17 protein-coding genes and 2 tRNA genes are annotated in these 18,689 nt (G+C 53.0%); all 19 read right to left on the reverse strand.

Annotation, left to right across the window (positions count from 1 at the left end):
- Window positions 1–8 precede the first annotated feature (8 nt).
- The 19 genes from hpt to AP057_RS11175 all read right to left on the reverse strand — a co-directional run bounded on the left by hpt (window position 9) and on the right by AP057_RS11175 (window position 18,621).
- Window positions 9–554, reverse strand: a complete 546-nt coding sequence (gene hpt / locus AP057_RS11085; protein WP_012820458.1) for a hypoxanthine phosphoribosyltransferase — start codon at window positions 552–554, stop codon at window positions 9–11.
- Between the two features lie 11 nt (window positions 555–565).
- Complete coding sequence (gene tilS, locus AP057_RS11090) at window positions 566–1,960, reverse strand: tRNA lysidine(34) synthetase TilS (RefSeq protein WP_055358738.1); 1,395 nt, start codon at window positions 1,958–1,960, stop codon at window positions 566–568.
- Between the two features lie 87 nt (window positions 1,961–2,047).
- Window positions 2,048–3,031, reverse strand: a complete 984-nt coding sequence (locus tag AP057_RS11095; RefSeq protein ID WP_033014215.1) for a phosphotransferase — start codon at window positions 3,029–3,031, stop codon at window positions 2,048–2,050.
- On the reverse strand, window positions 2,994–3,788 hold the full coding sequence (locus AP057_RS11100) for a VWA domain-containing protein (RefSeq protein ID WP_080706498.1): 795 nt from the start codon (window positions 3,786–3,788) through the stop codon (window positions 2,994–2,996). The genes AP057_RS11095 and AP057_RS11100 overlap by 38 nt, the downstream gene beginning before the upstream one ends.
- A gap of 13 nt (window positions 3,789–3,801) precedes the next feature.
- Window positions 3,802–6,279: a stage II sporulation protein E gene (spoIIE, locus tag AP057_RS11105; RefSeq protein WP_055358739.1), complete on the reverse strand. Its 2,478-nt coding sequence runs from the start codon at window positions 6,277–6,279 to the stop codon at window positions 3,802–3,804.
- Between the two features lie 204 nt (window positions 6,280–6,483).
- A tRNA-Glu gene (locus AP057_RS11110) sits at window positions 6,484–6,555 on the reverse strand.
- A gap of 11 nt (window positions 6,556–6,566) precedes the next feature.
- A tRNA-Met gene (locus AP057_RS11115) sits at window positions 6,567–6,643 on the reverse strand.
- A 167-nt stretch (window positions 6,644–6,810) separates the two neighbouring features.
- Complete coding sequence (locus AP057_RS11120; protein WP_055358740.1) at window positions 6,811–7,206, reverse strand: S1 domain-containing RNA-binding protein; 396 nt, start codon at window positions 7,204–7,206, stop codon at window positions 6,811–6,813.
- 118 nt (window positions 7,207–7,324) lie between these two features.
- Complete coding sequence (locus tag AP057_RS11125; RefSeq protein ID WP_033014193.1) at window positions 7,325–7,696, reverse strand: septum formation initiator family protein; 372 nt, start codon at window positions 7,694–7,696, stop codon at window positions 7,325–7,327.
- Between the two features lie 16 nt (window positions 7,697–7,712).
- Window positions 7,713–8,345, reverse strand: a complete 633-nt coding sequence (yabQ, locus tag AP057_RS11130) for a spore cortex biosynthesis protein YabQ (RefSeq protein WP_049624443.1) — start codon at window positions 8,343–8,345, stop codon at window positions 7,713–7,715.
- Window positions 8,342–8,647: a sporulation protein YabP gene (yabP, locus tag AP057_RS11135; protein ID WP_033008977.1), complete on the reverse strand. Its 306-nt coding sequence runs from the start codon at window positions 8,645–8,647 to the stop codon at window positions 8,342–8,344. Before yabP ends, yabQ begins: the two co-directional genes overlap by 4 nt.
- A 362-nt stretch (window positions 8,648–9,009) precedes the next feature.
- Window positions 9,010–9,291 (reverse strand): RNA-binding S4 domain-containing protein, encoded by a 282-nt coding sequence (locus AP057_RS11140; protein WP_033008978.1) that lies wholly within the window; start codon window positions 9,289–9,291, stop codon window positions 9,010–9,012.
- Between the two features lie 12 nt (window positions 9,292–9,303).
- A complete protein-coding gene (mazG, locus tag AP057_RS11145; protein WP_033008979.1) occupies window positions 9,304–10,764 on the reverse strand; it encodes a nucleoside triphosphate pyrophosphohydrolase in 1,461 nt (486 codons plus the stop codon).
- Window positions 10,765–10,770: 6 nt separating this feature from the next.
- Window positions 10,771–12,327 carry a polysaccharide biosynthesis protein gene (locus tag AP057_RS11150; protein ID WP_055358741.1) on the reverse strand — a complete coding sequence of 519 codons (1,557 nt, stop codon included), beginning with the start codon at window positions 12,325–12,327 and terminating at the stop codon, window positions 10,771–10,773.
- A 320-nt stretch (window positions 12,328–12,647) separates the two neighbouring features.
- Window positions 12,648–13,184, reverse strand: a complete 537-nt coding sequence (gene spoVT / locus AP057_RS11155; RefSeq protein ID WP_033014196.1) for a stage V sporulation protein T — start codon at window positions 13,182–13,184, stop codon at window positions 12,648–12,650.
- Window positions 13,185–13,412: 228 nt separating this feature from the next.
- Window positions 13,413–16,946: a transcription-repair coupling factor gene (gene mfd, locus AP057_RS11160; protein WP_055358742.1), complete on the reverse strand. Its 3,534-nt coding sequence runs from the start codon at window positions 16,944–16,946 to the stop codon at window positions 13,413–13,415.
- Between the two features lie 88 nt (window positions 16,947–17,034).
- Window positions 17,035–17,265, reverse strand: coding sequence for an anti-sigma-F factor Fin family protein (locus AP057_RS11165; protein WP_049624440.1), 231 nt, complete (start codon window positions 17,263–17,265; stop codon window positions 17,035–17,037).
- A gap of 102 nt (window positions 17,266–17,367) precedes the next feature.
- Window positions 17,368–17,928, reverse strand: a complete 561-nt coding sequence (gene pth, locus AP057_RS11170; protein WP_033008986.1) for an aminoacyl-tRNA hydrolase — start codon at window positions 17,926–17,928, stop codon at window positions 17,368–17,370.
- Window positions 17,929–17,988: 60 nt separating this feature from the next.
- Window positions 17,989–18,621: a 50S ribosomal protein L25/general stress protein Ctc gene (locus AP057_RS11175; RefSeq protein WP_049626432.1), complete on the reverse strand. Its 633-nt coding sequence runs from the start codon at window positions 18,619–18,621 to the stop codon at window positions 17,989–17,991.
- Between the last annotated feature and the right edge of the window lie 68 nt (window positions 18,622–18,689).

An 18,689-nucleotide genomic window follows, 5' to 3' on the forward strand; every position in this document is an offset into this window, starting at 1 on the left:
CAATCGCTTCACTTTTGGTACACTTCTGGCTTTAAGACGCCGATAAACGGGAGGTTGCGGTATTTTTCAGCATAATCGAGGCCATAGCCGACAACGAATTCGTCGGGGACGGTAAATCCAGTGTAATCAGCCTGAATATCCGCCTTCCGGCCCGACGGCTTGTCAAGGAGGGTGACGATTTTAATCGAATTCGCTTTCCGGTAGCGGAACAAATCCACCAAATAACTGAGCGTCAATCCGCTGTCGATAATGTCTTCAATGATCAAAATGTCGCGGCCCTCAACCGATGTATTTAAGTCTTTGACAATTTTCACTTCACCGGATGAAACAGTCGCATTGCCGTAGCTTGACACATCCATAAAATCCATTTCCAAGTATGTATCGATATGTTTGAGCAAATCGGCCATAAACGGCATCGCCCCTTTGAGGACGCCGACGGCGAGCGGAAAACGCCCCTCATACTCTTTCGTCAACAAGCCGCCGAGTTCTTTGACTTTCGCCTGAATTTCCTCCTCAGTGATCAACACTTTTTGAATATCGTCTTTCATTCCCATCTTTTTTCCTCCTAGCTGTTCATCGCCTCATAATGGAGCAGGATATAACGGGCTTGCCCGCGGTCTTCGGCTTCAAAAGCCGATTTTTTCAGCCCTGGCACCCAGAGAATGCGGCCGTCGGCATCTTCGACGATCGGCCAGCCATCCCTTTCCGTCCGCGGAACTTTGGCTTCAATGAAAATCTCTTTAATTTTTTTCGTGCCTCCCGTCCCTTTCAGCACCATCCGGTCGCCCTCGCGGCGCGTCCGCACGCGAAGCGGAAGGGACACCGCATCGGGGTCAACCACAAACGAATCGTTTCCCAGCCGTCCCTTCGGATAGTGTTCCCTAAATTCACTCACGATTGCACCACCGGTTGGGAGGGGCAATAGCGCTGGAACCGGCAAGTCAAGCTGATAGCTTGGAGCGCCGCTTTGGACGCCAAACGTAAACAAACAGCGGTCATACGAGCGGATCGCTTTGAGCCCTTTTGGCAAATCAATTTGTCCGGAAGGGCGGGCGCGTTCGCAAAGCATCAGTATATGACCGATATGTACAAAAGTCAACGCCGCCGGAACGGCGTCGTAAAGGCGAAGCAGCAAAAGCTGCAACACCCGACGCTGCAACGGCCGAGGCAATGCGAGAAACGGGCGGAGATGCAACACAACTTCATTATATTGTTTTTCCATTACTTTATTCAGCGCGTCGATTGCTAATTCCTCCAAGAACTTCTCATCTTCCGCCATCATTTCACTATATTGTTGAAATCGCTCATGCAAGCGCGGATTTTCCTGTTTCAGCAACGGAATAATATAGCGGCGGAACCGGTTGCGCGTGTAGTCGTCTTTTTCGTTACTTGGGTCGCGGCGCGGGGCGAGCCCTGCCTTTTCGCAATACTCCTCGATGTCCGCCCGGCTGACGGCTAAAAACGGGCGGATGAGATACCCGCCGTGAAACGGCCGCTTGACGGGGATACCGGCATATCCTTTTCCTGTGCTGCCGCGCACAAGCCGCATTAAAATCGTCTCGACTTGGTCATCGCCGTGATGGCCGACAGCGACATACTGGGCTTGATGTTTTTTCACCAGTTCGGCAAAAAAGCGGTATCGACAGTTGCGCGCCGCCTCTTGGGCGCCAAGGCCCGTGCGGCGCTGGAAAGCAGGAACGTCGATTTGCGCCGTCTCACATAAAATACGGTGTTCGGCGCAAAAATGTTTCACAAACTCCATCTCCTCTTCCGATTCCCGCCCGCGAAACATATGGTCGACATGGGCCGCTACAAGGCGAAGCTTCCACTCATCGCGAAGCGAAAGAAACACGTGCAGCAGAGCAAGCGAGTCGGGGCCCCCGGAAACGCCGACAATGACTGTCGCCCCTTTTGAAAGCAGTCCGTGCCTGTCAATAAAGGCGCGCACTTTATCCATCATCGCCGAAACCCTCTTTCCCCTCTTTTAGCTTCATCGTAACACGACCGCCCCATTTTCTCAAAACTTCCGTTTCTTTATTTTACTAGGTTACATCGACAGATGCCAGTATATATAAAAACCGTACGCGCCAAGCAGCAAAACAGCGATCAGCACCGTTTCGGCAACCCTGCCCGTTTTGCGGCGCTTGGCGGCCCGCCGCCCCGACCGGCGGTTCGGTGCGGCCGCTGCTGTCTTGACCTCATAGTGTGCCGCCACGCGGCGGGAAGAGGCAGCCAATAAGTCGCGGCGCATGTCCTCGGCCTTCGCATACCGGCCGTCAAGCGCATTTTGCAAAACTTCTTTATATTGGGCTAAAAAACGATCCGTTTCAATGATGGACAAAAGTTGCGCCCTCCCGTTCCCTTTTTTCTCGAGCGGCCCCGGATAACAGGCGGCAATCATCACCATCGCCGCCGCAAACAAATCGTACGACGGCTCTGCTTTGCGCGACCCGAGCCCCCAATAGCCGCGGTCATACAGCTCGGTAAACTCTTTGATCGCCCGCCCCTGCATCGTCGTCCCCCCGACATCCAACAGTCGGACGGACGGCGGCGGCCCGGTGACGATCAAATTGTCCGGCTTCAAATCACCGAATACCCATCCTTCTTCATGAAGCCGTCCGAGCACAGACAAAAGCTGCATAAGCAGCACCGGCGCCCATTCTTTTCCGCGCCGGCGGACGAAAGCGGAGAACTGCTCCCCTTCAATGTACTCCATGGCATAAAACGGAACCACCCTCCGGGCAAACGGGCTTTGCCAATCATCGGCTTCCAGCAAAGAAGGCCCGAGGGCGGCTCCCTGGACCTTGGCAAAACGGCGCAATATATTCATTTCCGAGGCTAGCGACGCATAGTCGTCGCTCAGTTTCAGCGCAACGCGGCGGCGGCCGCTCTCCGCCAGATAGACGACGCCGTTCGCCCCGCTGCCGAGCCGACGCAGCAACCGGTACGAATGGCCGTGCCATTTGCCAGTGATGACCGTGCCGGGCGGAAGATTACCAAGACGATCCTTCGATGTATGGCTCATCGCCATCATGAATCCAACTCCTTAGCGACCGATTGCGGCCGAAATAGGCCATCGCTTCACGCAACGCCGGTCCGGTCGGCGTCAGCCCGCCTGATGAAAGCTTTGGAAAGATGGTGGACAGCTCTTCAATTTTCGGCGTCCAATCCATCATTTTCTCAGCGTAATTCCGTTTGCCCGGGAAAATAAACACAGAAAAGCGATTTTCGCCCATGCGCGCGTTTAAACTGAGCGACAAGTCAAGGAGCGCCTCTTTGACCATCGGCAGTTTCGTCTTCATGCTTCCGCTCGTATCGATTAAGATGAGCACATCAAGTGCGGCCGTTTCCCCAAGTTCATCGACGACTTCCATCACTTGGCCGCGCTTGTCCGGCGGCAAGTCCTCAAGCGAAACGTCAGAACCAAAGATTTGTTTCAACTCGCGATTGACGAGCCCTTGCAGCGTCTGCGTCATCGCCTGGCGCGTCACCATTTGCACCGTCTGCGACAGCTGTTTCGCGTACACGATTTGGCTCATGCCGCCGCCGGCGGCAGCGATCGCTTCAATTTCCCGCCGTCCGTTTTCGTCAATCGTGTCTTGATCCAACACGCCGATTACGTTCACTGTAATGCCTTGTTCGCGAGCCAATGCCGCCATCGCAGCCGGGTCCTCGCCATGGTTTGAGCAGCCGTCCGTAATCAACAAAATTTGCCGCAACGTTCCTTTCCGCATGTTCGTTCCCCTCCTTGGCGAATAAGTATTACCATCATCGCCGCCAGGGAACATTTTTATACGCGCATTACTGCGCCTTTTTCATATACATATACGCAGGAATCGTCGCCCATTTTGGCGTGTTGTGCCGCACTTTCGCGACAACGACCGTCATATCGTCTTCAATTTCCCCGCCGCATTGGCGGATCACTTCTTCTATGATCAAATCAGCGACTTCCTGCGGGTCGTTCGTTTTTAACTCTTGAATTTTTCGCTTCATCCATACATCATGGTTCTCTACGTTCATCGGCCCTTCAAACACCCCATCGCTCATCATGATGAGCAAGTCACCCGATTTTAACTGTTCGCTGACGACATCAAATTCGACCTCTTTAAGGATCCCCATCGGCAAGTTGCTCGCCTCTACCTTGATCACTTTGTTGCCCCGCTTGATGAAACTCGGCATCGACCCGATTTTCAAAAACTTTGTCGCGGCGTTTTGCAAGTCGATGATGGCCAAATCGAGCGTCGCATACATGTCCTCTGTCGTCCGCAGCGCCAGGATCGAATTGATCGATTTAATGGCAATCGATTCGTCCATCCCTGTCTGCAAAATTTTTTGCAGCAGGCGCAGCGTCTCGCGGCTTTCGTAGTGCGCCCGTTCGCCGTTGCCCATGCCGTCGCTGACGGCAACCGCATATTTGCCGGTGCCAAGCTCAATCGTCGCATAGCTGTCGCCGGAAATGAGCTCGCCCCCTTTAGCCGCAAACGCGACTCCCGTTTCCACGACAAACGCTTTGGTTGAACCAAAGGCAACACGGCAGTAGCCGTTCGGGTAAGCAGCGCACTCTTCACGCTTGACAACAATTGTTTCCCCTAAAATGTCCGACAGCATCGGCGCGATCAGTTTTTCGCACTCGCCGCGCCCATCGCAATACGGAATGCTCATTTCAATATCGATATTTCCCTTTTCCAAACTGTAAATATCGACGTGGCCGATTTCAATGCCAAACTCTTGCAAAGCGTGGTAAATTTGCTCTTCCTGCAAATAATGGTTTTCCTGTTCCTTTTGCATTTCTTTGGCGAAATCGTCCATCACCTGGGAAATGCCCAGCAACTGCTCGGCGACGAGTTTTCGGCTTTCATAAATTTGCTGTTTGAGTTTGCGATTCGCCTGATAAATGACCATCTCCTTTTCCATCGCGTCAACGACTTTGCCTGCTTTTACGCAATGGCGCTCCCATTCGCGCAGCAGCTGATGGTTGTGCGCCAATGTTTTTTCTTCGGCTTCATGCATCATTCGCTTCATATACGCATAGGTTGTACTAAAGTTTGTCACCCAGCACTGGGCCTTTTTGAAACACGTTTGGCACGTTTGCCCCGTAATATCGCCAAGAAAGTAGTCTTCTTCGCGCTCCTGATGTTCACTGTCATCTGACAATGGTTCGGGTGAAAAACTTTCCGCCAATGCTTGGAAGACGTTCGAAAACTGTGAAACGTGCTGGGCGGTCACGTCGCGAATTTTGCGGACGTATTGTTGCTGCTCATTGATATATTCGGCCGTACCCGGAATGTATTTGGCGATTTTCTCTGTCAAGGAGTGGGCCGTGAACAAAAACAGCACAATGGCGATGCCTGATTCAAGCAACGTCGGCACAAGCTCCGCCTTTCCATTCCCGTATAAACCCATTAACAACGTCGCGACGATAAGCCCGAACGCGACCCCAAGCTTTCGCCCTTCTTTAAGCAGCCCACCGAGCAGCCCGGCGAAGGCAAGCAAGCTCATTTCCAACAAGTTGCCGACGTTCGCTAAGCTCAAAATGAGGCCGGTGACCACTCCGACAGTCGAACCGGTCGCCGCCCCGGCGACAAATGCGAACAGCAGCACGAGATAACGCGACATCACATGCTCAAGCGACAAGCCATACGCCGACCAACCGATCATCCCTGTCAACATCGAGGCAAGCAAAATAATCAATGAAATGATTTCCTCAGCCCGCAAGGCATGTTTGTGTTTCCGGACCGTCAGCAAAGGGATGCTTTGCATAAAAATCAGTGTAAGCACAAGCGAAAGCCCGGCTTCGACAACCGCCATGGCCGTCCCGTAAACCGTCCGCTCCCCGACCCAGTAGTAGGAGATCAGCCATTTCGCTGCCAATGAGACCGCAAAGACGACGAACGGGACGATTTTTAACGATTCGCTGATCACCCTGCGCACCCATCCGTAAATAAAGAGAAAGCCGAAAATGGAAACGCCGACAAACAGCAAAACATCGAACGACAGTGTCAATGCGCCGGCCATTAGGGCAATCAAAGCAAAGGCCGCCTTGTCACGGCGCAACATATAGACGGAAACGAAAAACGGCAGCGCAAACGGGGTCAGCTTCGCCAAAATGAGTGCTCGTCCAAGCAAAAAGCCGACAAGAAGAAGCAAAAATCCTTGATGGACGAACAAGTGGCCAAGGCGCAGCTTCACATGGCGTATCCAACGCGATACGGTCGCTTGCGTGTCATGAATCGGCACTTCCGAAATACGGCGCACCGTCCCTCTTTCTACTCTTTCCATTCCCGATCCTCTCCTTTGCTTTTCTATTACCCCCTATTATATATTTGAAATTGCCAAAAATTTGTCAAAACAACGGAGAAAAATAAAAAATCGTTCGACGTTTTTCCCGACAATGTGCAGGCAACGTTTTTGTTCCGACAGAAGCAGACAAAAACGAAAAACGAGCATGTCGCTTCATGGCGCATGCTCGTTCGTCAATGATGATGACCCGTACGGGATTCGAACCCGTGTTACCGCCGTGAAAGGGCGGTGTCTTAACCACTTGACCAACGGGCCATATTGAATTTTGGTGGCGGTGGAGGGGATCGAACCCCCGACCTCACGGGTATGAACCGTACGCTCTAGCCAGCTGAGCTACACCGCCGTGTGGCAACATTTAATATAATACTGGAGCCCATACCGATTGTCAATATGTATCGTTCAGGAAAATACATCCTTTCTTTCGCCAAACCCAACAAAGAAGCATCCATGACCATGGATGCTTTGTTGTCCCCCTATTCGTCATCTTTCCGGCATTCATTCAGCAGCAAGTTACCCGCGTCTCGATCCACGACCTCCCCGCTTCGATTCGGTATGGCGGCGCAACGACGCCAATCGGTCTTCACTCTCTTTCAGGAAACGGCTGATTTTTTGCTCTAAGCTGTCAGCCGCAGAGCGGTCGTGCGCCCGGCGCGGCCGCTGCGAAGAAGGCGTATCCTTTGCTTTGCGAATGGACAAGCCGATCTTTCCGTCTTGGCCGACGTTAATGACTTTGACATACACCGTGTCGCCGACTTTCAAATGGTCGTTGATATCTTTGACGTAGCTATCGGCTACCTCGCTGATATGAACGAGTCCTGTCACACCTTCCGGCAGCTCCACAAACGCCCCGAATTTCGTAATGCCTGTGACTTTGCCTTGTAACTTGCTGCCTACTTCAATCGACATAAAAAAAGTGCTCCTCCTTAAAACGCTTTAAAGATGGTGTTGATTTCATTATAGCGAATAAAAAAAATAAGTGTCAATATGACGAATGCCCGTATTGAACGGGCATTGGAGGGATTTGTTACTTTTCGGGCAACACAAAAATAATTTCCCCATCCTTTGACAAATAATATTTTTTTCGCGCCAGCTCAGCGATGTAGTCATCATCATGCAGCCTTTTCATTTCCTCTTTCATCTGCTTTTCCTGGCGTTTCAGTTCCGCAAGCTGTTTGGTCAACCTTTCTTTTTCCGCCCTTTTCGCATCAACCGTCTTTGCCTGCAGGTGCAAAGCATAGACAAGGACGGAGGCGACCACGGCCAACAGCAACGACCAAAAGGCAAAACGGATGGCCAAAATTCGCCGTCTTCGCGACGCCCTCCGCTGTTTCTCCTCCTGCTCGGCCGCATACGTCGATGCCAGCTTCGTCACGTTTGTTCTCCTGGGCATGTTCATTGCCTTTGCACCTCTTTTACTTTCGCCATTTCGCCAGCCACATGCCTATTTTCTCTTGTGTATTCTTGATTTGTCCAGCAAATCCCTTCAAACGGCGAAAAAATTTTTCCACCCAGGCCCGGCGGGACGGCGGAATCCGCCGCCAAACGGCGATGCCCGTCCAACGAAACGGGGCAAACAGAAGAACAACGGCTTTCCAAACCGCAAGCAACAAAAATCGTCCCATCCATATCACAAGCCGCCAGGCAAACAAAAGAAGCGCAAGCGCCATTTGCCCGAGAAGAACGAGCGGGCGGATCACGATGTAACGGAACAGCTGGGCGATGATGTTTCCGGTTCTGACCGCCAGCTGAATGAGCCATTCCAGCACCCGAACGTACAACGAACGGAGCAGGCTTTGATAGGCGGCATAGCCGCACAACAGCGCCAAAAACAGATAAAAGCGAAGCTCGCCATTGTTGACGAGCAGCAACACATAAAATACGAGAAGCGCCTGCACCGCCCAAAACAGTACATCGTTCACGAAAACGAGCCAGTGCGCCCGTTCACGCCGGTTGAGAAACCGATTGTACGTGTCCAGCGCCATGCCGAGCCAGCCCCCCATGCCAATCATCGCGAGCATGGTGAGGAACTGTGTGGTGATGGTCATTTGAACAACTTGCTAAAGAATCCTTTAGCCTTCTCCTGATGATCGTCTAAGTAAACGAGGTCAAAAATGCGCCCTTTAATCGAAACGACGCCTTTGTCGACATCTAAGTTTTTCATTTGCAAATTCTGCCCGCGGATCGCCAAAAAACCCATGACCGTCTCAAGCAAAAACTCCTCATTGTCAAAGCTTTCCACTTGTTTGACCCCGGTAATGTCAAGGAGGCGCCGGCCGCGCATGATCACGTCGTGTTCTTGGACCGGGCCTTTGTTCGTGTTTCCGCCAAATTCCTCATGTCGGTTCATGTTCATCCCCCGCATTTCCGATTTAGAATGAAAGCCGGCTAGGCCGCCCGTTGTTTCTCATCCGCTGTCTGTACCATATGTATGTCAGCGGGGGGTCGTTTAGAACAAGCCTTAAGGACAAAGTGAACCCCCACCGCCTGCGCTTCACTTAGAGGCGGGGGCTTCCAGCGCCTTGTGCGTGCTCCGCTGAACGGCAGCCCTGCACAGGAATCCTTGACGCTTCCCTTCGTTCCGAAGGCGCCCGTTCGAACAAGAACCGAATGATATTCAATTGGCGATTGCCGGCCGAAATTCACTTCCCCCTATTCACTAGGCTTCGCCCTTCGCGCTCCCTGAGACAGGAGACGTCTTTCGGAAATCCGTTAAACGCCGCCTTGATCCGGATCAGGGGCCGTCCGTTCCTCGCGAACGAGCTCGTACATTTCGGCTGCCTCTTCTTTTTTCACCGTTTCTTTTACGCTAGTCACTTTTACCGTTACCCGTTTTTGCCCGAACTGAATCGTCAGTTCATCACCGATTTTTACATCTGAACTTGCCTTCGCGACGTGGCCGTTGATCCACACCCGGCCTTGGTCGGCGACTTCTTTTGCCAATGTGCGGCGTTTAATGAGGCGGGATACTTTTAAAAATTTATCAAGGCGCATGCCCTTTCCCCCTTACTGTTCGTTTTCTTTTGCTTCTTCCCAAAAGCGGTCGAGCTCAGCGAGCGAGAACGATGTGATCGGTCGGCCGCTTTTTCGCACTTGCTCCTCAATGTAGGCGAAGCGGCGGGCGAATTTGTCGTTCGCCATCTGCAATGCTTCTTCGGGCTGAATATCATAATAGCGGGCAAGGTTGATAAGCGCAAACAATACGTCGCCGAACTCGCTGACGAGCGCCGCGCGGCGGCCGCCCGAAGCTTCAGCCCGGAACTCCGCCATTTCTTCCTCTACCTTTTCCCAAATGGGAGCGGCATCGTCCCAGTCAAAGCCGACGTTTGCTGCTTTTTTCTGCAGCTCATACGCCCGCATCGTCCCCGGCAGGCTTTTTGGAACATCCGCTAAAATCGACGCTGGCCGGCCGGTCCCTTTTTCCTTCTCCTTAATTTTTTCCCAGTTCGCTGTAACTTGCTCAGCTGTTTCAGCCGTCGCATCGCCAAATACGTGTGGATGGCGGCGAATCATCTTCGCAGTCAATGTCCGGATGACGTCATCAATCGAAAACATCCCACGGTCAGCGCCGATCTGGGCATGGAGCATCACTTGCAGCAGCACGTCACCGAGCTCTTCGACCATATGGTCATCGTCATCATCGTCAATGGCTTCAAGCAACTCATACGCCTCTTCAAGCAAGTACCGCTTCAGCGACGCATGCGTCTGCTTCCGGTCCCACGGGCAGCCGTGCGGCCCTCTCAACGTCGCGATGACGCGGCGCAACGTTTCAAACCGATGGTATAGCAGCGGCTCATCCTTGACCGGCGGCACATAGACGCTCGTTAAATTGTCAAGCGCCGCCTGACGGTCCAATTCATAGAGCGGCACTTGCTTCACTTGTTCGCTCTTCGTCCCGGCCGCGGTCACAATATAGACCGGATAGTCGTCCGGAAGCTGTTCCATCAGCGACAGTTTCACATTCGAAGCGACGAACGGGTCGTACACTTGGCAAAAGACAGCATGCAGCGATGGCGACCATTCGTCCCCTTGGAAAGCGGTCGCATCCAACAGCTGGAACCCCTCGATTGGATCAATGCGCACCGCTGTAAACAACGCATCTAAAAAGCTTTGCCCGCCCTCGATGACCACCCGGCAATCGCCGCGTTGCTCCGCTTCCAACAACAGCTGCACCGTCCGTTCGGCGACAAGCGGATGGCCAGGGACAGCGTAAAACACATCCCCGTGTTTTGCCTGCTCGATGAGAGTGCCGGCAATTTCTTCATATACATCAGCAAATTGCTCATGCTTTTCGTAAACATCATCAAACGATGTAAACGCGATGCCCTCTTCTTGAAGCCCTTCGGCCGCCGGATGCTCCTTCGTCCGCAAAAAAAGCGGATGCGCCTTTTTTAGCTTTCGATACACGCCGACCGTCAGCTGCTCCACATCCCCGGCGCCAAGGCCGAAAATATAAATCGTATTCACCGCTGATCACCTGCTTCCTAATCGTAAATGAAATTTGTGAACGAACGGGAGAGCGGACAACTCTTGTTCGGAAAATACACTCCCCCTCACGATGCATGCGATATAGACAGCCGCGCCGAGAACGACGCCGCCAAGCGCCTCGGCGGACGCCCATAGGCGTCCCCCGCCTGAAGCGTCCATTAACCATGTATACAACTTCAGCACCGCCATCATGGCGACAGCCGCCTTCACAATTGGATATATGCATACTCGGGCGCGCGCTGACCGGCATTCACGCGGCAAACGCACGTATAAGAAGCCTGCCATAAGCGCATAAGCCCCTGTTGTCGCCAAGGCGGCGCCAAGGGCGCCGAACGACGGCACAAGCCAGCGCATAAGGACGATTTTCCCTGCCAAAGCCACCGCCACGCCGGCCGCCGCTGTCCACTCTTTCCCCATTCCTTGCAATAAAGCGGAGGCAGTCAACGCCATCGTCGCAAAAAAGACAGAAGCGGACAAGACGGCAAGGACCAACGAACCGCGGTCGTTTTCAAACAGCATGGTGTTGATCGGGCGAATGAGGCAAATGAGCCCCGATGAAGCGCCGACACCGATGACCGCGGCGAACCGGATCGGCAGCATGCTGTGCAGAAAGGACAGCTCCCGCTCGCGCCGCATGCCGGAAACGAACGGAACAAGCGCCAATGAAAGCGATGTGCCGACAGCCGTGCCAAGCTGAATCAGCGGCTGGCCGCGGTCGTACACCCCTTTTAACTCTTTCACCTCATTCAACTCCAGCCCGGTTTCTTGGAGAAGCGGGACGAACAAAAACGAGTCGACGAGCGGAACAAGCGTCAACACCATGTTGGTGAAACAAATGACCGTTCCAACTGTAAGCAAATGCCATCCCGCCTGTCGCACCGAACCGGGTGGCGTACGCCCGGCCGGTTTTTGCCGTCCGCGCCGGACCAGATAAAAGAGCAAGATGAGAAGCGCGGCCGCCATGCCCGCCAACGTCCCGCCGACCGCAGCCATGCCGCACGCATAGGCGTCAGCGCCGCGCTTGATCGCCCAATAAGACAACCCTAAAATCGCCGTCACACGCACCGTCTGCTCGCCGACTTGGGACACTGCCGTCGGCGCCATGTCATGGCGCCCTTGAAAAACGCCGCGCAACACCGCAATGAGCGGAAAGAATAAGCATGAAAATGAAAGCACCCGCACCAACCCTTCAAGCTGCCTGTCGCCCATCCATGACGAAATGGCGCCGGCTCCTATATATAACACGGCAAACAACACCGCTCCCGCCCCGCCCAACAGCAGCAGCGCGATGCGGCCGACAGCGGCCGCGCCCGCCTCGTCCCGCGCCGCCAGCCGCTCAGCGATGAGCTTCGAAATGGCAACCGGGTAACCGGTCAGCGACAGCGCGACAACAATTCCATAAATGGGGTAAACTTGTTGGTAAATATAAAAACCGACATCCCCGACCATATTTTGATACGGGATGCGGTAGAGCGCGCTTAACAGCTTCGTAAGCAAAGTGGCAGCAGTCAAGGCAGCTGCGCCTTTCCATACGTTTCCCATGCCCCTTCTCCTCCCGCTTGTATGGCGCCAGATGGCGAACAGTCCATCAAGAGCACTGGCCGCGCAAACCGTCAACATTACCGCAACAAACGGCTACGCTCGATATTATAGCGCAATGCAGGCGATGAGACAAAAGCGGGAGCCGCCCATCGGCCATGGCCTCAGTCCAGCGGAACGGGAACGGACCAACCAACATAGCAACCCCATTGCAGACAAAGCAGAAAGGAAAAGATCCCGACCTTCTCCCATCAACGATAAATGTGCGGCCCGATCAAAAAGGGTGTCCCGATCTTTTGGGACACCCTCTTTTTGCGTTCCATTTATTGTTCCATTTGCCGGGCCAAAAAGCTGGCCGCTGTTTCCACTGCTTTATGTTCAACTTCGCCGAGCGTTTTCTCGCGCGATAAAATGATGACGGCTCCAATCGGATCGCCGTTGGCCACAATCGGGCCGATCGTATACGACTTCAACGTTTCCGTCATCCCGTCGACTAGCTCGACCTCGCCCTCCTCCGTATGGAGAACGGAGTTGCGATCTTCCATGGCTCTCTCCACTAACGGGCTGACGCTTTTGTTCATGTATTCTTTTTTCGAAACACCGGCAACGGCAATAAATACGTCGCGGTCGCAAATGAGCACCGGCTGTCCGAGGCTGTCAAACAGCGCCTCGGCGTACTCCTTGGCAAAGTCGCCGAGCTCACTGATCGGCGAATATTTTTTCAAAATGACCTCTCCATCGCGATCGACAAATATTTCGAGCGGATCTCCTTCGCGAATGCGTAATGTTCTGCGAATTTCCTTCGGAATTACAACCCTGCCTAAGTCATCAATCCGACGAACAATACCGGTTGCTTTCATGCCTTTTATATCCTCACTTTCATCTAGAATTTGAAGGATACTCCGATGAACCCTGTTGTAATGGGGAATTCACCATTGTTGTCATTAGTATCCTTCACAATCCACGTTCTATGCACGATGAAAGTGATTTTGGCCATTTTAGATAAAATTGCCCATCCTTCACTATCGCCACATCAGCAAAACCGTAAACGTATAAAATGAACATAACGCCTCATTTTTTCTTTATAGCTAGGCGATGATCGACTTTTCGTTTTTCACTTCGGACAATTCCCTCAACGTCTCATATAAAATCGCCAGCCACTCGTGCGCTTTCATTTGCTTAATGTAAAGCACAATTTTCAGCTTCACCCCCTCCATGCCAAACCCAAACAGGCGCCCGTACTGCCGGCCGACGCCGGACAAGCGCTGAATCTCCACCGTTTTCGACGCTTCTTCAGTGAATAGAATGTCAACTTGCTGCTTATGTTGCTTAATCGATTCAACACCGAGCTGTTTCGCCAGCGCTTTGATCTCGGTAATCTGCAGCAAATAGGCGACGGCATCCGGATAATCGCCGAAGCGGTCCACCATCTCTTCGCGCAGCGCTTCAACATCTTCGAGCGTCTCGACCGCTTTAAACCGCTTGTACATCTCGATTTTTTGCAGCCCATCGGAAATGTAGGCATCCGGAATGTAGGCGTCGACTTCCACGTCGATCGTCACTTCCGGCCGCTCGTCTTCCCGTTTCAAGCCGCGCCGTTTTTCGATCGCCTCTTTCAACATTTGCGAATATAAGTCAAATCCGACCGAGTCGATAAAGCCGTGCTGTTCAGCGCCGAGAATATTGCCGGCGCCACGGATCGACAAGTCACGCATGGCGATTTTAAAGCCGGAGCCAAGCTCGGTGAACTCTTTAATGGCTTGCAGCCGTTTTTCCGCCGTTTCATTCAGCACTTTGTCTTTCCGGTAGGTGAAATACGCGTAGGCAACGCGGTTCGAACGGCCGACGCGCCCGCGCAGCTGGTACAGCTGCGACAGCCCCATCCGGTCGGCATCATACACGATGAGTGTATTGACGTTTGGAATATCGACGCCTGTCTCAATAATCGTCGTCGTCACGAGCACGTCATATTGTCCTTCCAAAAACGCTAAAATCGTTGATTCAAGTTCGGTTTCTGACATCCGCCCGTGCGCGAACGTGACGCGTGCTTCCGGGACAAGCTGGGCGATTTCTTCCGCTTTCAAGTCGATGTCTTCAATATGGTTGTAGAGGAAAAACACTTGCCCATCGCGGGCGAGCTCACGTTCAATCGCCTCTTTGACAAGCTCCGGCGTATACTCCATGACATACGTCTGCACCGGGAACCGGTTTTCCGGCGGCGTCTCGATGATCGATAAATCGCGCACGCCGATCATCGACATATGAAGCGTCCGCGGAATCGGCGTCGCCGTTAAGGTGAGCACGTCGATATTCGCTTTCAGCTGCTTGATTTTTTCTTTATGCGCCACGCCAAACCGCTGCTCCTCGTCGATGATGAGCAACCCTAAATCCTTAAACTTTACATCCTTCGACAGCAGCCGGTGCGTGCCAATGACCATATCGATTGTGCCGTCTTTCAACCCTTTGATCGTCTCCGCCTGCTGTTTTTTCGTGCGGAACCGGTTGAGCAGCCCGACGTTAATCGGAAATCCTTGAAACCGCTCACGCACCGTTTCGTAATGCTGCTGAGCCAAAATCGTCGTCGGCACAAGAAAAGCGACTTGCTTGCCGTCCATAATGGCTTTAAACGCCGCGCGCAGCGCCACTTCCGTTTTCCCGTAGCCGACATCGCCGCAAAGGAGGCGGTCCATCGGCTTTTCGCTTTCCATATCGCGCTTAATTTCTTCAATCGACCGGAGCTGGTCTTCCGTCTCTTGATATGGAAACGCGGCCTCAAATTCGCGCTGCATTTCCGTGTCCGGCGAAAACGCGTACCCCTTGCTCGCCTCGCGCTCGGCATACAACTTGATCAAATCTTCCGCGATATCTTGAACAGACGATTCCACTTTCTTTTTGACTTTTTTCCATTCCGAGCCGCCAAGCTTATAAATTTTCGGCTCTTTTCCTTCCGAACCGACGTACTTTTGCACTTGATCCATTTGGTCGACCGGGACGTACAGCGTGTCGCCGCCTTGATATTGGATATGGATGTAGTCTTTATGCACTCCATTGATTTCTAACGTCTCGATGCCTAAATATTTTCCGATGCCGTGGTTGACATGGACGACGTAATCGCCGACTTGCAGTTCAGCGTAGCTTTTGATCCGCTCGGCGTTGGACAGCTTTTGCCGGCGCACCGGGCGTTTCGCTCGCTTCTTAAACAGTTCCTCTTCCGTAATGACAGCCAGCTTTTGCAGCGGCAGCTCAAATCCTGTATTTAAATCGCCTTCGAGAAGTTGGCATTTGCCGTAAAGCAGTGCGGCCTCAGGCGGAAGCGGCGCTGCATCGACCCCATAATCTTCCAAAACTGACTGCAGCCTTTTTGCCCGTTCGGCATCCGGCGCCAAAAAGACGACGGCGTAATTCGCTTTCTTCCAACGCTCGACTTCAGACTGGAGAAGCGCCATTTGTCCGTGGAAGTTTTGCATTTGTTTGCACGTAATATTGACGACATTTTGCGGATGGGTATAAGGCGCATGGCGCAAAAACAAGGACAAATAAACCCGCTGGAATCGATGTTTTTTCAACAATTCAGAAAATGGGTGCGAAATGGGCACATCATGAATGATTTTCCCGCTGTCAAGCAGGCTTGTATACCAATCCGCTTCTTCGCGGTCGAGCCGCTCCGCCGTCTCCTGCAACCGGCTCATTTCATCCATCAGCAGCACGCCGTCTTCCGGCATATAATCTAGCAAACTTGAAACGTTCTCATAGAAAAGGGACATATATTTATATTGTTGCTCGATTTCCCGGCCCTCGCGCAACTGTTCCAATTCGGCATGGATCTGTTCGTACATCCGCTGCTTGGCGGCGTCATCCTTCATTTTTTCGAGGCTGGCCGCCAAACCGGCTTCAATTCGTTCAATCCCCCGCTGCCGCGTCCCCTCGTCGAGAATGATTTCGTCGGCTGGGCCGATGGCGATGCTCTCTACTTGCCCGTGCGAGCGCTGATCATCGGGGGTGAACGTGCGAATCGATTCGATTTCCGTATCAAACAGCTCGATCCGGTACGGGAGCTCGGCCGTGAGCGGATAAATATCCACGATGCCGCCGCGGATGCTGAACTCCCCAGGGGCGGAAACAGTTGCCACCCGCTTGTATCCCATTTGGACAAACCGCTGTTTATACTGCTCGAGATCCAGCTCTTGTCCAACCGTGAACGTGAACAAATACTGTTTCCAAAGCGATGGCGGCGGCAGCAAGCGCCGCAGGCCGGCGACCGGACAGACGACGATCCCCTTCCCGCCTTGCACCCAATGGTTCATAATTTCGAGGCGTTGTGCCTTCAGCTCCGGACTGGCGACTGCCATTTCGGCGGCGATCACTTCATCGACGGAATACAGAAACACCTCGTCCGGACCGAGCAGCGAAACGAGGTCATCATACATTTTTTGCGCCTGAAACAAGTTGTAAGCCACTACGAGCAACGGGCGTCCCGTTTCCTTATAAAGCGTGGAAACAAAAACAGACCGGGCCGACCCCGACAGCCCGGCGACAAGCTGTTCTTTCAGGCGGGCGTGGATTCCTTCTATGATGGTGCGAACATCTTGGTTCTCAGCTAAATAGCGATGCAATGAAAGCACCCCTATTCTCCCTCCTCTCAATGCTAGTTTCTTTCTCTTTCCGCGTTCAGCCAAAACATAAAAATGCTTTGGTCGCCCAAAGCTGCGCCTAATGGATAAATTTTTCGTATTGATGCCACTCCGGATTTCGCGCCAACACTTCTTGACAGTCTTCGCAAATGGTTTTGACGTGAATATCCCCGTTCGGCTTGTACGAAATCATATCAAGCCGTTCCTCTTCCGTTAAATGGTGGAATCCGAGCTTTTCGCTATAGACGGATACCTGTTCAATAGTTCCGACTCTGGCGCCGCAATGGCGGCAATAGTAATGCAATGCCATCGAAGCAAACCTCCTCACTGGGCTGTTCCGTCCGCAGGGCGGATGGAGCCGGCGCCCCATGCCTTCCGTACTCACATTGTGCACCAGTTTGGAGGAAAATATTCACTTGTTAAACTCGTTCATCACCTGGGTAAACGGCGCCGCCACCGCCTGTTCGCACGCATCGGCAGCCCGCAAAACCGCTTCAGCGACCGCCGGCTTCTCCTCCTCCGTAAAACGGCTGAGCACATAATCCGCCACCGGCTGCCCGCCGGCCGGCCGGCCGATGCCGATGCGAATGCGCTTAAACTGCTCGGTGCCGAGGTGATGGATAAGCGATTTGACACCGTTGTGACCGCCGGAGCTCCCTTTCAAGCGAAGGCGGATTTTTCCTGGCGGAAGATCGAGGTCATCGTAAATGACAATGACATCTTCAATGGCGATGCCATAGTAATCGATGAGCGGGCGAACACATTCCCCTGATAAATTCATATATGTCAACGGTTTGCATAATGCCACTTTTTCGCCGGAAACGGACGCCGTTCCGAACAGGCCGCGGAACTTGGCGGTTTTCAACGAAACGTCCCAACGTTTGGCCAGCTCATCAATGACGAAAAAACCGATGTTGTGCCGCGTTTGCTCGTATTCCTTGCCCGGATTCCCAAGCCCGACAAACAGCTTCAATCGTTGCGCCCCTCTCTATGCATGATACTACAAAAGACGTAACCGAAACGGTTACGTCTGTCACTTTTCTGGCGTCGTCTCTCTTCCTTCCTCGGCATCAGGCTGCCCCGACTCTTGCTGCTCGCCGCTATGGATTTCCTCTTCCTGCTGCGGCGGCAAGATCGTCGCAATCACTTCGGAAGGTTCATGGTTAATTTCAAATTTTCCATCTGTCTGCACATCGCCAACCGTGACGGTATCGCCGACTTGCAAACCGGAGATGTCCACTTCAATCGCTGGCGGAATGTTCGCCGGCAAGACGCGGATCGACAACTCATGCAAGTTTTGCTGCAACACGCCGCCGTCTTTTACCCCCGGCGCTTCGCCCACCAATCGGACTTCTACGTCAATATCGACTTCTGTCGACATGTCGACCGCTTGAAAATCAGCGTGAAGGAGCTCGCCGCGCAGCGGATCGCGCTGCAGCTCGCGCAAGAGCACCGAATAGTCGTCGCCGCCGACTTTCAATGTTATCAAGCTCGTGCGCCCACCTTCACGAAGCACCTTCTCCAGTTCAGCAGCGCTGACAAAAATCATTTTGTTTTCGACTTTTTTGCCGTACAAAATCGCTGGAATGCCCCCTTGCGAACGAATACGGCGCAATGTCGAACGTTTTTTGTCTGTGCGTTCTTTCGCTTCCAACACAATCGCCATGTTTCCTCACCTTCCTGAATTAGAATCTATTGACTACTTTATCCTAAAACAAGAAGGGCTAAACATGT

The sequence above is a fragment of the Geobacillus sp. Sah69 genome (genome assembly GCF_001414205.1).
GTDB classification, from domain to species: domain Bacteria; phylum Bacillota; class Bacilli; order Bacillales; family Anoxybacillaceae; genus Geobacillus; species Geobacillus stearothermophilus.

Bases quoted from the DNA above. Each gene is read 5' to 3' on its own strand.
- hpt (WP_012820458.1), bottom strand. From the start codon at position 554: ATGGGAATGAAAGACGATATTCAAAAAGTGTTGATCACTGAGGAGGAA.
- tilS (WP_055358738.1), bottom strand. From the start codon at position 1,960: ATGATGGATAAAGTGCGCGCCTTTATTGACAGGCACGGACTGCTTTCA.
- AP057_RS11095 (WP_033014215.1), bottom strand. From the start codon at position 3,031: ATGGCGATGAGCCATACATCGAAGGATCGTCTTGGTAATCTTCCGCCC.
- AP057_RS11100 (WP_080706498.1), bottom strand. From the start codon at position 3,788: ATGTTCCCTGGCGGCGATGATGGTAATACTTATTCGCCAAGGAGGGGA.
- spoIIE (WP_055358739.1), bottom strand. From the start codon at position 6,279: ATGGAAAGAGTAGAAAGAGGGACGGTGCGCCGTATTTCGGAAGTGCCG.
- AP057_RS11120 (WP_055358740.1), bottom strand. From the start codon at position 7,206: ATGTCGATTGAAGTAGGCAGCAAGTTACAAGGCAAAGTCACAGGCATT.
- AP057_RS11125 (WP_033014193.1), bottom strand. From the start codon at position 7,696: ATGAACATGCCCAGGAGAACAAACGTGACGAAGCTGGCATCGACGTAT.
- yabQ (WP_049624443.1), bottom strand. From the start codon at position 8,345: ATGACCATCACCACACAGTTCCTCACCATGCTCGCGATGATTGGCATG.
- yabP (WP_033008977.1), bottom strand. From the start codon at position 8,647: ATGAACCGACATGAGGAATTTGGCGGAAACACGAACAAAGGCCCGGTC.
- AP057_RS11140 (WP_033008978.1), bottom strand. From the start codon at position 9,291: ATGCGCCTTGATAAATTTTTAAAAGTATCCCGCCTCATTAAACGCCGC.
- AP057_RS11150 (WP_055358741.1), bottom strand. From the start codon at position 12,327: ATGGGAAACGTATGGAAAGGCGCAGCTGCCTTGACTGCTGCCACTTTG.
- spoVT (WP_033014196.1), bottom strand. From the start codon at position 13,184: ATGAAAGCAACCGGTATTGTTCGTCGGATTGATGACTTAGGCAGGGTT.
- AP057_RS11165 (WP_049624440.1), bottom strand. From the start codon at position 17,265: ATGGCATTGCATTACTATTGCCGCCATTGCGGCGCCAGAGTCGGAACT.
- AP057_RS11175 (WP_049626432.1), bottom strand. From the start codon at position 18,621: ATGGCGATTGTGTTGGAAGCGAAAGAACGCACAGACAAAAAACGTTCG.